This is a genomic window from Agrobacterium pusense (genome assembly GCF_900102105.1).
In the GTDB taxonomy this organism is placed as follows: Bacteria; Pseudomonadota; Alphaproteobacteria; order Rhizobiales; family Rhizobiaceae; genus Agrobacterium; species Agrobacterium pusense.
In genome coordinates, this window is sequence record NZ_FNBB01000011.1 from 129,713 (window position 1) to 143,877 (window position 14,165).

The 14,165-nt window shown below is 58.2% G+C and carries 13 protein-coding genes; 3 read left to right on the forward strand and 10 right to left on the reverse strand.

Annotation, left to right across the window (positions count from 1 at the left end; genetic code table 11):
- Nucleotides 1-2: 2 nt before the first annotated feature.
- The 8 genes from tsaE to chvI all read right to left on the reverse strand — a co-directional run bounded on the left by tsaE (nucleotide 3) and on the right by chvI (nucleotide 9,734).
- The gene (gene tsaE / locus BLU28_RS21190; RefSeq protein WP_077987169.1) at nucleotides 3-1,514 is read right to left on the reverse strand and encodes a tRNA (adenosine(37)-N6)-threonylcarbamoyltransferase complex ATPase subunit type 1 TsaE; all 1,512 of its coding nucleotides are present in this window, start codon (nucleotides 1,512-1,514) and stop codon (nucleotides 3-5) included.
- Nucleotides 1,511-4,156: a sensor histidine kinase gene (locus tag BLU28_RS21195; protein WP_060942448.1), complete on the reverse strand. Its 2,646-nt coding sequence runs from the start codon at nucleotides 4,154-4,156 to the stop codon at nucleotides 1,511-1,513. The genes tsaE and BLU28_RS21195 overlap by 4 nt, the downstream gene beginning before the upstream one ends.
- Nucleotides 4,157-4,364: 208 nt before the next feature.
- Nucleotides 4,365-5,765 carry an adenosylhomocysteinase gene (gene ahcY, locus BLU28_RS21205; RefSeq protein ID WP_004444302.1) on the reverse strand — a complete coding sequence of 467 codons (1,401 nt, stop codon included), beginning with the start codon at nucleotides 5,763-5,765 and terminating at the stop codon, nucleotides 4,365-4,367.
- Nucleotides 5,766-5,892: 127 nt separating this feature from the next.
- The gene (locus BLU28_RS21210) at nucleotides 5,893-6,168 is read right to left on the reverse strand and encodes an HPr family phosphocarrier protein (RefSeq protein ID WP_004444304.1); all 276 of its coding nucleotides are present in this window, start codon (nucleotides 6,166-6,168) and stop codon (nucleotides 5,893-5,895) included.
- 11 nt (nucleotides 6,169-6,179) lie between these two features.
- Nucleotides 6,180-6,581, reverse strand: coding sequence for a PTS sugar transporter subunit IIA (locus tag BLU28_RS21215; RefSeq protein WP_003505374.1), 402 nt, complete (start codon nucleotides 6,579-6,581; stop codon nucleotides 6,180-6,182).
- Nucleotides 6,582-6,706: 125 nt separating this feature from the next.
- Nucleotides 6,707-7,171 carry an HPr kinase/phosphorylase gene (locus BLU28_RS21220; RefSeq protein WP_077987170.1) on the reverse strand — a complete coding sequence of 155 codons (465 nt, stop codon included), beginning with the start codon at nucleotides 7,169-7,171 and terminating at the stop codon, nucleotides 6,707-6,709.
- Nucleotides 7,161-8,951 carry a two-component system sensor histidine kinase ChvG gene (gene chvG / locus BLU28_RS21225; protein WP_004444315.1) on the reverse strand — a complete coding sequence of 597 codons (1,791 nt, stop codon included), beginning with the start codon at nucleotides 8,949-8,951 and terminating at the stop codon, nucleotides 7,161-7,163. Before chvG ends, BLU28_RS21220 begins: the two co-directional genes overlap by 11 nt.
- A gap of 57 nt (nucleotides 8,952-9,008) precedes the next feature.
- Nucleotides 9,009-9,734, reverse strand: coding sequence for a two-component system response regulator ChvI (chvI, locus tag BLU28_RS21230; RefSeq protein WP_006700117.1), 726 nt, complete (start codon nucleotides 9,732-9,734; stop codon nucleotides 9,009-9,011).
- A gap of 338 nt (nucleotides 9,735-10,072) precedes the next feature.
- Between chvI and BLU28_RS21235 the strand changes: the two genes are divergently transcribed.
- The 3 genes from BLU28_RS21235 (at nucleotide 10,073) to lysM (ending at nucleotide 12,781) form a co-directional block, all read left to right on the forward strand.
- Nucleotides 10,073-11,683 carry a phosphoenolpyruvate carboxykinase gene (locus tag BLU28_RS21235; RefSeq protein ID WP_077987185.1) on the forward strand — a complete coding sequence of 537 codons (1,611 nt, stop codon included), beginning with the start codon at nucleotides 10,073-10,075 and terminating at the stop codon, nucleotides 11,681-11,683.
- A 127-nt stretch (nucleotides 11,684-11,810) separates the two neighbouring features.
- On the forward strand, nucleotides 11,811-12,245 hold the full coding sequence (gene arfB / locus BLU28_RS21240) for an alternative ribosome rescue aminoacyl-tRNA hydrolase ArfB (protein WP_004444320.1): 435 nt from the start codon (nucleotides 11,811-11,813) through the stop codon (nucleotides 12,243-12,245).
- An 86-nt stretch (nucleotides 12,246-12,331) separates the two neighbouring features.
- Nucleotides 12,332-12,781, forward strand: a complete 450-nt coding sequence (lysM, locus tag BLU28_RS21245; protein WP_006700119.1) for a peptidoglycan-binding protein LysM — start codon at nucleotides 12,332-12,334, stop codon at nucleotides 12,779-12,781.
- A 48-nt stretch (nucleotides 12,782-12,829) separates the two neighbouring features.
- Here the strand turns inward: lysM and coaA are convergent, their stop codons facing one another.
- Together coaA and BLU28_RS21255 are read right to left on the reverse strand one after the other, a co-directional pair.
- Nucleotides 12,830-13,831, reverse strand: coding sequence for a type I pantothenate kinase (gene coaA / locus BLU28_RS21250; protein WP_004444323.1), 1,002 nt, complete (start codon nucleotides 13,829-13,831; stop codon nucleotides 12,830-12,832).
- The gene (locus BLU28_RS21255; RefSeq protein WP_004444325.1) at nucleotides 13,828-14,151 is read right to left on the reverse strand and encodes a phosphoribosyl-ATP diphosphatase; all 324 of its coding nucleotides are present in this window, start codon (nucleotides 14,149-14,151) and stop codon (nucleotides 13,828-13,830) included. Before BLU28_RS21255 ends, coaA begins: the two co-directional genes overlap by 4 nt.
- Between the last annotated feature and the right edge of the window lie 14 nt (nucleotides 14,152-14,165).

Consider the following 14,165-nt stretch of genomic DNA (forward strand, 5'->3'; position numbering starts at 1 on the left):
TTTCAGTTGTTAAAGTCCATGCCCATGCGCAGGCACCAGTCTCTGAGCGGCGCAAGTTCCGGATGCGAAAGCGCTGCGGCGAGATAGCGGAACGTCCGCGGCATATGCTTCATATAACCGGGTTTGCCATCCCGTTCCATCAGCCTGACCCAGATACCGGCAAGCTTGCAGTTGCGCTGCGCCGACATGATGGAGAAAGCCTTGAGAAAAGCAGCCTCATGGAAAGAAGGCGTGTGCCGCCTGCTCTCGAGATAATGCGAAAGCAGGCGTGCCTGCAATCCGGGCTCGATTGTAACCCGGGCATCCTGAACAATGGAAGCGAGATCATAGGCGGTCGGGCCAATCATCGCGTCCTGAAAATCGATCAGGCCGACCTGTCGTATGCCGGCGTTCTGCTGTTGCCAGAGGATATTTGGCGAATGGAAGTCGCGCAGCAGCAGCCCGTTTTCGCAATCTGCAAGCGAGTCGATCAGAGCGTCCCAGATGGCGTAATATTCCTGCTTCTCGCCATCGGACAGTGGCCTGCCGCGCTTATAGGGCAGATACCATTCCACCAGCAGCGAGACCTCGATCTTCATCGCCTGCCGGTCAAAGGGTGGAACCTCATAGGTGCTGCCATCACCCACGGGCAGGGGACCGGGTTGTGACGCTTGATGAAGTGCCGTCAGAAAGGCAACGCTTTCCAGATAGCGCTCCTCGATTGGGGCGCCATCGGCGGCTAACACTCCATCTCGCCCCAGATCCTGCAACAGGAGAATGCCTTGGTCGATGTCCGCCGTGATGATCTCCGGCGCGCAAAAGCCGCGATTCCGCAGATAATTACCGATCGCCACGAAGGAGCGGGCATCCTGGGCGAGATGGGCAATCTCCGCATAGGTCTTGCCGTCGGCGACGATGGCGCCTTTCAAGGGGCGGCGCCAATCCATCAGGATAAGGTCCGGGCCATCGTTGGAGATGGTCTCATAGGCACGGGTGGAAGCATCGCCGCTCAGAAAGCGGCGGACCGCGTCACCTCTGCCATTTCTGACGAGGAATTCCCGGATGGCAAAAACCCGCTCAAGCCGCGCTTTCGGATTTGCCGGAGCCTCGATGGAGGCGATCCGCCCTTCACCGGAATGCGTCAACGTCAGGGTTACGGTCTGGCCGGGTGGCAGAATCTCTCCTGCTATATCCGGCCATTCGATCAGGCAGATGCCATCCTCCAGCATCTCATCGATGCCGAGCTCATCCAGTTCGGAAACATCCGAAAGCCGGTAGAGGTCGAGATGGGCGACCGGAATGCGGGTGGCATAGGTTTGGATGATGGTGAAGGTGGGGCTCGGAACCTCGAGATCCGGCTCGTCTGCCATCGCCCGGATGAAGGCGCGGGCAAGCGTCGATTTACCGGCGCCAAGGTCGCCGACCAACGCCAGACAATCGCCGGGCTTCAGCGCCAGCGCGAGGTCTTCACCGAGCCTGATGGTGTCCTTTTCCCCCGCAAGAGGAATAGTGATCGGAAAGACATTTTCGCTCATTCTGCGGCAATGGAATGCGGACGCGTGGCGGAAGGAATGCGGCAGGTGACGGTGGTGCCGTTGCCGGGCCGGCTGTCTATGCTAACCGTTCCGTGGTGGAGACTGACGAAACTTTCGACAATGGAAAGGCCAAGCCCGGCGCCGGTTCGCCGGCCGCCATTGCCGCGGGTCGAAAACCGATCGAAGACCGTTTTCAGCATGTCTTCCGGGATGCCCGGTCCCTTGTCCGCCACAGAGAATATGAAGTCACCTTCGCTGCGCTGGCAGGAAAGCGTAACTGAAGACCCTTCCGGCGCGAAATTGATCGCATTGGTCAGGAGCTTGATGAGGATCTGCTTCAGGCGCTGGTGGTCTGCCACCAGGCTGCCGAGATGAGCCGGGGCGACGATCTGAAGTGAAATGCCGCTTTCCTGCAGCCGGTCCGCGATCTGCACCGAAACATCTTCGAGCAATTCGTTCAGGTCATTATCCGAATAATTGAGTTGCATGATGCCGGCATCGACGGTCGCAAGATCGAGAATATCATTGACGATCGTCAGAAGGACCGAGGAGGATGTGGAAATATGGTCGAGATATTCCGCCTGCCGCTCCGTCAATTCCCCAAGGCCCGGGGTCTTCAGGAGATCGGTGAAGCCGATAATGTTTGTCAGCGGCGAACGCAGCTCATAGGAAACATGCTGCACAAAATCATTCTTCAGCTCATCTGCCTTGAGAAGAGCGTCGTTCTTTTCCATAAGGGCGCGCTCAGCCCGTACACTGTCCGTCATGTTGACAAAGGTCAGCATGGTCTGCGCATCCGGCAACGGAATGATCGCATAATCGAGGACGAGGCCGGAAAGCAGTTCCAGTGTGCCTTGCCGGGATGGCCGCTCATCATCGAAACTGGTGATGAACTGGCTGAAGGCGCGCCAGCCGTCCGGCCCGTCGTAGGATGGTGCGCAGGCGGTTTCGATGGCGCGGATGTGCGTTCCGGTTTCGGCCTGTTCGGCAGTCACGCCCCACAGCGCCCGGAATGCCGGGTTCGACAGGCGAATACGACCGTCCGCACCGAACACGGCGACCCCCTCGGCCAGATGGTCGATGGTTTCGCCCTGCACTTTCACCAATGTGTTGTAGCGCATTTGCAGATCGACCTGCTCGGTCAGGTTTTCGAAAACCCAGGTTGCGCCACCCTGCGGATGAGCCGTGGCAATCACCCGCAGTGTCTGCCCGTTGGGCAGGTGCCAGAGATCGGTCTTGGTATCGAGCGAACGGTATACGGAGAGCGCCGTCTCCTTCCAGTTCTTCCAGTTGAGCTGCTCGGGCAATTTGCCGGCGGTGCGCAACCTGTCGAGAAGCTCTGAATTGTCAGGCCCGGATTCGAGGAACACCAGGTCGAGGCCCCACAGGGTCGCAAAAGCCTGATTATAGAATTGCAGCCGCTGCCGGCCGTCGAAAATGGCGACGGGCGTTGCCAGATGATCCAGCGTTTCGGCGTGGCTCTTCAGAACCCGCTTCAGTTCCTCGCTGATGGTTTCGGCCTCGGTGGCATCGATGGCGATACCGGCAGACCCGCCCGCCGTTTTGATGTCGACGACATCGAAGAAACTGCGATTACCCGCAACCACCGTGGAAATACGGTCGTGATAGGGCGATTCCGGGGTCGCGGCCGCGCGTATCTTCTGCCGGGTAACCGTGTTCAGAAGTTCTCGTTTCTCCTGAATGGCCTGTTCAGCGTTCCGCGCATCCACTGCCTGTGCATAGGCATGGTTCACCCAGATAAGTTCGCCTTCGCCATTGCGACGCCAGACGGGCTGCTCGATGGAATCGAGAAGTTCCTGAAAAGTCGAGACGGAAGCGATCAGCCGTTCACGCTCCACCTGCAGTTCGGCGAGCTCCGCACGCAGATTGTTGAGGGCGATGAAGCGTGCAAAGGCATTGCCGCCGGAAACCCGGCCCTGAACCTCGATAACTTCGCCGCGATGCGTTTCGATGGTGAGATCGAAACTCTGTGCGTGGCTACGAAGTTTCTCAATGGATTTCTCAAGCTGACTGGCGGATGCCGGTTTCAGCCAGCGGCCAAAGGCCAGAAAATCCTGGTCCGCCTGCGGCACGCCTGTCTCGGCCGGCAGCTGCCCCAGAAATTCCGGACGGTTTTCTGCGCCATCCCAGATGACGATGCGGCGGCTCTTGTCGGAAATCAGCGCTTCGTATTTGGCGATCTTGTGGTGAGACTGGGCAAGCGCCTGGCGAAATTCGCTGCTCTCCGCCTCTATATTGCCGCGCTGGCGCACCAGCCAGACGACTGAAAACAGCGTCGCGGAAAGCATACCCACGAAAAGCGAATAGGTTATGGTTTCACCTGATGAAAACAGCCGAGCGCCGGCTTTGGCCGCAAGTCCATCCTGCGCCAGCGCTACGGTGGCTGAACCGGCCAGAAACGTGCCGGAAAGCAGGAAGGGAAGCCGTGAAAAGCCGGTCCGGATCGCACGGATTGCCAGCCGGCAACGTGCCAGAGCGTTTCCAGGAAAAGTGAACACCGGTTTTCCGTCCGCAGATGCGCCAAAACGCACCAGAGTCTGTGCGCTCAATGCCACGCCCGCTTGCGTGTTTTCAACGCGTTGAACTGTCTGCTCGCGCAGATCCGAATTTTGAACCGACATCCCCGGTCTGTCTCCGTCCTATGTGCCGCATCTTCGACAAGACATCCCATTTCGTCCGCACCGCCCTGTGGTGCGTCCGAATCAAGTCTGATGACAATACCGCCTTCATAAATCTGCGAAAAGGGAGCGCGCAAAAAAGATGCCGCGCGCTTTGTCAAGCGCGCGGCATCTAGATATTGTGTAATTTCAGTGGATATTAACCATGAAATTAATATCTGTAGTGGTCTGCCTTGAACGGGCCCTGCTTCGAGACGCCGATATAATCTGCCTGAACGTCGGAAAGTTCAGTCAGGCGCACACCAAGCTTCTCGAGATGGAGGCGTGCGACCTTCTCATCGAGGTGCTTCGGCAGCACGTAAACGTCGTTCTTGTATTCGCCCTGCTTGGTGAAGAGTTCGATCTGGCCCAAAACCTGGTTGGTGAAGGAGGCCGACATGACGAAGGAGGGGTGACCGGTGGCGTTGCCAAGGTTCAGAAGACGGCCTTCGGACAGCAGGATGATGCGGTTGCCCTTCGGGAACTCGATCATGTCGACCTGTGGCTTGATGTTCGTCCACTTCAGGTTACGCAGCGATGCGACCTGAATCTCGTTGTCGAAGTGGCCGATATTGCCGACGATCGCCATGTCCTTCATCTCGCGCATGTGCTCGATGCGGATGACGTCCTTGTTGCCTGTCGTGGTGATGAAGATATCGGCGGAGGAAACAACGTCCTCCAGGCGAACGACTTCGAAACCGTCCATGGCGGCCTGCAGTGCGCAGATCGGGTCGATTTCGGTCACCTTCACGCGGGCGCCGGCGCCTTGCAGCGAAGCGGCCGAACCCTTGCCAACATCGCCGTATCCGCAGACCACGGCAACCTTGCCGGCCATCATCACGTCGGTTGCACGGCGAATGCCGTCAACCAGCGATTCTTTGCAACCGTATTTGTTGTCGAACTTGGACTTGGTGACGCTGTCATTGACGTTGATCGCCGGGAAAGGCAGCAGGCCCTTCTTGCTGAGGTCGTAGAGACGGTGCACGCCGGTCGTCGTTTCTTCGGTGACACCCTTCAGGGCGTCGCGCTGCTTGGTGAACCAGCCGGGCGAAGCCTTGAGGCGCTTGTTGATCTGCGCGAAGAGAATTTCTTCTTCTTCGGAGCCGGGATTGGAGAGCACGTCTTCGCCCGCTTCCGCGCGTGCGCCCAGCAGGATGTACATGGTGGCATCGCCGCCATCGTCGAGGATCATGTTGGAGAGACCGCCGTCGGTCCACTGGAAGATCTTGTCGGTATATTCCCAATATTCCGTCAGGCTCTCACCCTTGACGGCAAAGACCGGAATGCCGGCTGCCGCAATGGCCGCTGCAGCATGGTCCTGGGTTGAGAAGATGTTGCAGGAGGCCCAGCGAATGTCTGCACCGAGTTCCTTCAGCGTCTCGATGAGAACGCCGGTCTGGATCGTCATGTGAAGCGAACCGGAAATGCGGGCGCCCTTCAGCGGCTTGCTTTCACCGAACTCCTTGCGGCAGGACATCAGGCCCGGCATTTCGGTTTCGGCGATGTCGAGTTCCTTGCGGCCGAATGCGGCAAGGTTGATATCGGCGACGATGTAGTCCTTCTCAAGGCTCATGAGATTCTCCAGATCAGAAGCGCCGCACATTGCGGCCCGGCTTTTTACGTAGCAGCGGTTTAGCAGGCCACGAGCGATCTGGCAATAATGATATAAAGAAGTCTTTATGTCTTTATATGGCGCCGGCTCAGGCTTCTTCGCCGAACCGGTCGGCGACCAGGGCCTCAAGTGCGGCGAGCGCCTCTTCGGCCTGATTGCCGCTCGCCTCGACATAGACACTGCATCCGGGGCTGGCCGCCAGCATCATGAGACCCATGATCGAGGTGCCGCCGACGGTCATGCCGTCTTTCGAAACCGTAATGGTCGCGTCGAAGCCTTCAACCATCTGAACGAATTTCGCTGATGCCCGGGCATGGAGACCGCGTTTGTTGATGATCGGTAGTTCCCGGGAGAGTGGCGACATGGGCTGACTTCTTATTTGCCGCTTAAAACGCGGCTGGCGACGTTGATATATTTGCGGCCGGCATCGGATGCGTCCTGAAGGGCCTTGTCCATATTGTCTTCGCTGCGAACGCCGGCAAGTTTGATCAGCATCGGCAGGTTAACCCCGGCGATGACTTCGACATTGCCGTTATTCATGACCGAAATCGCAAGATTGGAAGGCGTGCCGCCAAACATGTCCGTCAGGATGATGACGCCATTGCCGTCATTGGCGCGCGCGACAGCGTCGATGATATCCTGCCGGCGCTGATCCATGTCGTCTTCGGGACCGATACAGACCGTCTCGATCAATTTCTGGGGACCGACGACATGCTCCAACGCATGACGAAACTCCTCAGCCAGCTTGCCATGGGTGACAAGCACTAGTCCGATCATGAAATGCTCCCTTGCACACGCACTCTCATTGCCGACTATCGCAACGCGGCAATCCTGTCCATCGGTGGGATTTCATCTTGATGAGGAAAATGCGAATCGCAAGCCTAAAATCGCCCGAATCATCGTCACTTCACATTCGTTTTGAAAAGATTCTGAGCAAGTGCAGCAAATTTTCCATAGGGCATGAGACTTGAAAGCGGAATACGCAGAAGCGGAAGATGCCCGCCGCACGGCAGCGATAACATCTCGTCATCTTCGGGAAGTCTTGGATTTTCGGGTGAAACAACTGTCGTGACGGCGAAATGTAGTGGCGCGCGCGCAATGTTTTTAAGCGAAACAATGCCGCTGCCGCGTAATTCCAACAGGCCGGCGATGGCTTCCGGCCGTTCGGCGATGATGGTCTCGCCATCGCGATACACGAAAATCTGATCGTCCGCGATCAATGCGGCCGGCAATCCGCACCGTTCCGCCTCCGTCAGGAAGCTGAAGGCGAGTTCGCTTTTGCCGCTGCCCGACGGCCCCGTGAATAGGATGCCGGTGTTTTGAACAACGATCGCGGTTGCGTGCAGGTTGAAGCGTTCAGCGTTCATGGGTTTCAGCCGCCGGCAGCGACAGAGTGAAGCGCGCGCCTGATATCACGCCATATTTGTCGACGACGTTCTCTGCCCGCAGGCTGCCGCCATGGGCTTCCGCGATCTGGCGGCTGATGGAAAGGCCAAGGCCGGAGTTCTGTCCGAAACCTTCGCTCGCCGGCCGGTCGGTGTAGAAACGCTCAAAAATCCGGTCGATATCTTCGGCCTGAATGCCGGGCCCGTTGTCCTCTACCTGCACGATGCAACGATCCTTGTGACGGGAGAGGCGTACCGTGATGCGGCCGCTTTCTTCGGCAACGAAGGAGCGCGCATTCTCGATGAGGTTGGTGACGATCTGGCCGATACGCAGATCGTGGCCGTTCACCACGAAGGAGGTCTTTGCGCCCGCTTTCCGGTCGACAACATAGTCGATCGTCACGCTTTTCTTCTTGGTGCTTATCTGGCGGGATATATCCACCAGACCCTTCATCAGCACATCAAGATCGAGCGGCGCGGCGTCGGCGCGCGCCAGTTCGGCGTCAAGCCGTGAGGCGTCCGAAATATCGCTGATCAGGCGGTCGAGACGGCGCACATCGTGGAAGATGATCTCCGTCAGGCGCTGTTTGGACTCTTCGGTCTTGGCGCGCGGCAGAGTTTCCACGGCGCTGCGCAGCGAGGTCAGCGGGTTCTTGAGCTCGTGGCTGACATCTGCGGCGAAACTTTCGATCGCATCGATACGGTCGTAAAGCGCCGTCGTCATTTCACGCAGCGCAATAGAGAGGTTGCCGATCTCATCCTGGCGCGCCGAAAAATCCGGTATTTCCTCACGGGTTCTCGCCCCGCGGCGCACGCGGATCGCGGCCGCCGACAGCCGCCGCAGCGGCGTGGCGATGGTGGAGGAGAGGAGCAGCGACAGCACGATGTTGACCAGCGTGGCGATGCCAAAGACGCGCATGATGGCGAGGCGCTCGGCATGCACGATCTTGTCGATATCGCCCGCTTGTGTCGAAAGCAGCAGAACGCCGAGCACGGCCCGGAAGCGCTGTACCGGTACGGCCACGGAAACAATCAGCTCACCCTTTTCCGTGACACGCACGACCGCGCCGCGCACGCCGGTCAGCGCGTTCATCACTTCCGGATAGATAGAGCCATCGCCGCCAGGCGCTTCCTTGTATTGCGGCAGGCTGCTCGGCTGCAGCATGCGGTTGAACATGCTGGTGAACCAGTCGCCCCAGGTCTGCGTCTCGGGCGTTACTGGCGGCAGGTCGAAGCGCAGCACCTGACCGCGCGAATAAAGATGTCGGGAATCGAGCAGCAGATTGGCATCGGCATCGAACAGCCGCGCGCGGGTGCGCGTCGGCGAAATCAGCCGCCGCAGCACTGGTGCCACCCGTTCGGGATTGATCGGGAAACTCAAATCCTCATCGTTCGGTGCGGGCGTGATGCTCTGGCCCGCCTGCAATTCGAGCAGCTTTTCCGGATTGATGGTGATCGAGTTGGTATCGACAGAGGCGGAAGCGGAAACCGCGCCGGCTATGATTTCGCCCTGCGTCAGCAGGCTTTCCACGCGCGCATCGATCAGCCCCTCGCGGAACTGGTTGAGATAGAGAATGCCGCCGACCAGAACCACCGTCGCGGCGACGTTGAAGAACAGGATGCGGCGCGTGAGGCTGGAAAACACCGCATTGCCGAAAATACGCCGGATGATCGTCAGCGGATGGATACGATGGCGGCGTTCGCTGCCGCGTTCTTCGGCATCGTCACTGTCCGAGACGGTTTCCGGCGTTTTTTTCAACACGTATTCAAGTCCTTACCACCCCATACCGGGCGGTCCCTTCTGCGTGAGTCGGCTCGTTCAAGCCGCTTCGCGGAAGCGATATCCTACGCCATAAAGCGTTTCAATCATATCGAAGTCGCCATCGACCAGTTTGAACTTCTTGCGAAGACGCTTGATGTGGCTGTCGATGGTGCGGTCGTCCACATAGACCTGCTCGTCATAAGCGGCATCCATCAGCGCGTCGCGGCTTTTCACGACACCTGGACGTTGTGCCAGCGAATGCAGGATGAGGAATTCGGTTACCGTCAGTGTTACCGGTTCGCCCTTCCAGGTGCAGGTGTGGCGTTCCTGATCCATGGCGAGCTGCCCGCGCTCCAGTGTGCGCGCCTGTTGGTCTGCCGTCGGCTTCAGAACGTTGCCGGTTGCGGCGGATGCTTCGCGGCTGCTGGCGCGGCGCAGGATGGCTTTGACGCGTTCCACCAGAAGGCGTTGCGAGAACGGCTTGGTGATGAAGTCGTCCGCGCCCATCTTCAGGCCGAACAATTCGTCGATCTCTTCATCCTTCGAGGTGAGGAAGATGACCGGCAGATCCGACTTCTGGCGAAGGCGCCGCAAAAGCTCCATGCCATCCATGCGGGGCATCTTAATATCGAAAATGGCGAGCTGCGGCGGACGGGCGATCAACCCGTCAAGCGCGGAAGCGCCGTCCGTATACGTTTCGACCCGGTAGCCTTCGGCTTCGAGCGCGATCGATACCGAAGTGAGAATATTCCGGTCATCGTCGACAAGCGCGATCGTCTGCATGTAGTTGGTCTCCATCGTCATTTTCTCGTAACTCCCGACATTCACCCAGCCAGGTTGTGCGCCGCGAGCCACTCTCTTGAGTATAAAGGTGGAACAAATTGTGGCAAAGGAAAACTCACCCCAAAATCGCAAGGGCAGGACGAGGAGATTTCGTAGAGACGCCGCAGCTGAATTTTAATGCGTCTTCAACCGATTTAAAAAGAAATAAAATCTTTTAAATCGATTAATATATTGAAATTACTAAGTTTTTTAAACTTCAGCTCTTGCGTTTCCAAGAGGCGCCACGTATTTTCCGTGAAAATTTCAACGGCCTTATCGTCATTAACAAGGAACGCGTCATGACCGAGATTGGGGTTCATAATCCTGCCAACGGAGTTGCACAACTCGGATTGGGCAAGGCTTCCCGCGTCTTTTATAACCTCAATGAGAGCGAACTATACGAAGAGGCAATCCGCAACGGCGAGGCCGAGCTGACCATTGATGGTGCGCTGCGCGCCGTCACCGGCCAGCATACGGGCCGTTCTCCGAAGGACAAATTCGTTGTGCGCGACGCGTCCACCGAGAACACCATCTGGTGGGACAACAACAAGCCGCTGTCGCCGGAAAACTTCGAGTTGTTGCGCCAGGACATGTTGGCCCATGCCGCCGGAAAGACGCTCTATGTTCAGGACCTGATCGGCGGCGCCGATGAGGAAAACGCTCTGCCGACACGCGTCGTCACCGAGCTTGCCTGGCATTCGCTGTTCATCCGCAATCTGCTGATCCGTCCGAAGCAGGAAAAACTGGCGGGCTTCAAGCAGAAGCTCACCATCATCAATCTGCCGAGCTTCAAGGCAGATCCGGCCCGTCATGGTGTCCGTTCGGAAACAGTCATCGCCTGCGATCTGACCAACGGCCTCGTTCTCATCGGCGGCACGTCCTATGCCGGTGAAAACAAGAAGTCGGTCTTCACGGTGCTGAACTACCTGCTGCCGGCCAAGGGTGTGATGCCCATGCATTGCTCGGCCAATGTCGGTCCGCAGGGTGATTCTGCCGTTTTCTTCGGCCTCTCCGGCACCGGCAAGACCACGCTGTCGGCTGATCCGTCGCGCACGCTCATCGGCGATGACGAACATGGCTGGGGCGAACACGGCATCTTCAATTTCGAAGGCGGCTGCTATGCCAAGGCGATCAAGCTTTCGGCGGAAGCCGAGCCGGAAATTTACGCCGCGACCCGCCGTTTCGGCACGGTTCTCGAGAACGTCGTGCTGGACGAAAACCGCGTTCCTGATTTCAACGACAATTCGCTGACGGAAAACACCCGCAGCGCCTATCCGCTACACTTCATTCCGAATGCATCGGAGACGGGCATTGCCGGCCACCCGAAGACGATCATCATGCTGACGGCTGACGCCTTCGGCGTGCTACCGCCGATTGCCCGGCTGACACCGGAGCAGGCCATGTACCACTTCCTCTCCGGTTACACCGCCAAGGTCGCCGGTACGGAAAAGGGCGTGACCGAGCCGGAAGCGACATTCTCTACCTGCTTTGGCGCCCCCTTCATGCCGCGCCATCCGGCCGAATATGGCAACCTGCTGCGTGAGCTGATCGGCAAGCACGGTGTGGATTGCTGGCTGGTCAATACCGGCTGGACCGGCGGCGCTTACGGCATCGGCAAGCGTATGCCCATCAAGGCCACCCGCGCGCTTCTGACCGCCGCTCTCACTGGGGATCTGAAGAACGCACAGTTCCGCACCGATGCGAATTTCGGCTTCGCCGTCCCTCAGTCACTTGAGGGTGTCGACAGCGCGATCCTCGATCCGCGTTCCACCTGGGCCGATGGTGCAGCTTATGACGCGCAAGCCAAGAAGCTGGTTTCGATGTTCGTCACGAACTTCACCAAGTTCGAAGACCACGTCGACAGCAAGGTTCGTGACGCAGCACCGGGCCTTTTGCTCGCGGCAGAATGAATAAGCCTCGTTTATGAGGAGGAGGGGAACCCGGCCCAAGTGCCGGGTTTCTTTTTGCCGGGTTCTTTCGTTTTGTCCTTGTTTTCATTTTTCACGATCTGTGGCATCACCGGCGCGGAGAGAAAACATGGCCAGCGACCCGCTTTACATCAATAACCGCATCACCATTGCCGGCTGGGAGCTGACGGAGCAATTCGTGCTGGCCGGCGGGCCGGGCGGCCAGAACGTCAACAAGGTTTCGACAGCGGTTCAGCTATTTTTCGACATTGCGAATTCACCCTCCCTTCCGGAAAGGGTGAAGGTCAATGCGTTGCGGCTCGGTGGCAGGCGCGTATCAAAAGAAGGCGTGCTGATGATCGAAGCGAGCCGGTTTCGCAGCCAGGAGCGCAATCGTGAGGATGCGCGCGAGCGCCTGAAGGAACTGATCCTCGAAGCCGCCGCCCCCCCGCCGCCGGTGCGCAAGGCTACGAAACCCACCAAGGGCTCCGTCGAGCGCCGCCTCAAGGCGAAGTCCGGTCGCTCCGATATCAAGAAGATGCGCGGCAAACCTTCGGGCGAATAAGCGACGATCAGGCGACGAATCTCTCGCCCTTGTCATAGAGCTTCAAATATCGTCTGGTAAGCCTCCCTACAACCAAGGAGGGTGCTATGGGTCTGTTCAATTTCATCAAGGAAGCGGGAAAGAAGCTTGGTATCGGCGGCGACGACGCGCCGGATGTCGAAGCGGTCAAGAAGGAACTCGCTTCCCACGATCTCGGCACCGACAAGGTTCAGGTCGAGGTGGTGGATGACAAGGTTGTCCTGAAGGGCGAAGTGGCCGATCAATCGATTTTCGAAAAGGCGGTCATCGCGGTCGGCAACACGCTCGGCATTTCCAAGGTCGAGGCCGGCGAGTTAAAAGTGGCCGAAGCGCCGGCGAAAGAACCGGTCTTCTATACGGTCAAAAAGGGTGACAATCTCTGGAAGATTGCGGAAGCGCAATATGGCAAGGCCAATGGCGCGAAGAATAACATCATCTTCGAAGCCAACAAGCCGATGCTGACGCACCCCGACAAGATTTATCCCGGCCAGGTTCTGCGCATTCCAGACCTTGCCTGATAACGCCTTGTAATCGCTGCGACGAAGATGCCGCCTTCGCGGCATCTTTCACAATTTGCGAAGCGCGACCGTGTCGATCAGGTGGTTTTTGCCCTTGCGCAAAATAAGGTCGGCGCGCGGGCGGGTCGGCACGATGTTCTGCCGCAGGTTCTTCAGGTTGATGTTCTGCCAGAGGCCTTCAGCAATGCTGAGCGCCGCTTCTTCGCTGATCGAGGCATAACGGTTGAAGAATGAATTAGGATCGCGGAAGGCGGTTTTTCTCAGATTCATGAACCGGTTCACATACCAGTTGTGAATAAGGCCTTCATCAGCGTCGATATAGATCGAGAAATCGAAGAAGTCGGAAACGATCGGCACGATCCTCCCGCCTGCCGGCAGGTCGCGCGATTGCAGCACGTTGATGCCTTCGAAGATGAGAATATCCGGCTGGTCGATGACAGTGAACTCGTTCGGCAGAACGTCATAGGTCAGGTGCGAATAACGCGGCGCCTTGACATTGGGCTGGCCTGCCTTGATGGCCGACAGGAAACGCAGGAGCGCGCCGATATCGTAGCTCTCCGGGAAGCCTTTACGCTCCATCAGATTCTCGCGCCGCAATACCTCGTTCGGATAGAGAAATCCGTCAGTGGTGATGAGGTCGACCTTGGGACTGGAAGGCCAGCGCGCCAGAAGCTCTTTCAGAATACGTGCCGTCGTGGATTTGCCAACGGCAACGGAGCCGGCGATGCCGATGACGAAGGGCGTCTTGTTGACGTCAGCCATGTTGAGGAAGCGGTTGCGTTGCTCGAACAACAGCTGCGATGCTTCCACATGGGAAGACAGCAGGCGCGACAGAGACAGGTAGATGCGCCGCACCTCATCCAGATCGATCGGATCATCCAGCGAACGCAGCCGTTTGACCTCGTCGGCAGAAAGCGTCAATGGCGTGTCGGCACGAAACTTCGACCATTCTTCCGAACTGAAGAAGTGGTAGGGCGAATATTCATCCGGTCGGAAATGATCGAGTGTGCTCGGCATGCCTCTCTCCCCGCTGCCTGCCTCGATCTTCATGATGTCGGCCTCGCTGCCTTTTCCGCAAGACCGGTTTGCCCGGTCCTGCGCTCCAGCTCGGCGAAAACCTCATTCAGCGGGATGTCGGCGATCTTCAAAACCACCAGCAGATGGTAAAGCAGGTCCGCCGCTTCGTTCTTCAGCCCGTCGCGGTCTTTTGCGATGGCCGCAATGACGGCTTCCACGGCTTCTTCGCCGAGTTTCTTTGCCGCACGCTCCTGGCCGGCCGCAACCAGCTTGGCCGTCCAGGATTCGTCAGGAGACGCAGCGGCGCGGGTTGCGACGATGCGCTCCAGATCGGAAAGGGAAAATGCGCTCATGGAGGAATCCTGCA

Excerpts from the sequence above, each read along its gene's own strand:
- BLU28_RS21255 (WP_004444325.1), bottom strand. The coding sequence starts at position 14,151 with ATGAGCGCATTTTCCCTTTCCGATCTGGAGCGCATCGTCGCAACCCGC.
- BLU28_RS21215 (WP_003505374.1), bottom strand. The coding sequence starts at position 6,581 with ATGATCGGACTAGTGCTTGTCACCCATGGCAAGCTGGCTGAGGAGTTT.
- tsaE (WP_077987169.1), bottom strand. The coding sequence starts at position 1,514 with ATGAGCGAAAATGTCTTTCCGATCACTATTCCTCTTGCGGGGGAAAAG.
- BLU28_RS21235 (WP_077987185.1), top strand. The coding sequence starts at position 10,073 with ATGACCGAGATTGGGGTTCATAATCCTGCCAACGGAGTTGCACAACTC.
- chvI (WP_006700117.1), bottom strand. The coding sequence starts at position 9,734 with ATGCAGACGATCGCGCTTGTCGACGATGACCGGAATATTCTCACTTCG.
- coaA (WP_004444323.1), bottom strand. The coding sequence starts at position 13,831 with ATGAAGATCGAGGCAGGCAGCGGGGAGAGAGGCATGCCGAGCACACTC.
- BLU28_RS21220 (WP_077987170.1), bottom strand. The coding sequence starts at position 7,171 with ATGAACGCTGAACGCTTCAACCTGCACGCAACCGCGATCGTTGTTCAA.
- BLU28_RS21195 (WP_060942448.1), bottom strand. The coding sequence starts at position 4,156 with ATGTCGGTTCAAAATTCGGATCTGCGCGAGCAGACAGTTCAACGCGTT.
- BLU28_RS21210 (WP_004444304.1), bottom strand. The coding sequence starts at position 6,168 with ATGTCGCCACTCTCCCGGGAACTACCGATCATCAACAAACGCGGTCTC.
- arfB (WP_004444320.1), top strand. The coding sequence starts at position 11,811 with ATGGCCAGCGACCCGCTTTACATCAATAACCGCATCACCATTGCCGGC.
- ahcY (WP_004444302.1), bottom strand. The coding sequence starts at position 5,765 with ATGAGCCTTGAGAAGGACTACATCGTCGCCGATATCAACCTTGCCGCA.
- lysM (WP_006700119.1), top strand. The coding sequence starts at position 12,332 with ATGGGTCTGTTCAATTTCATCAAGGAAGCGGGAAAGAAGCTTGGTATC.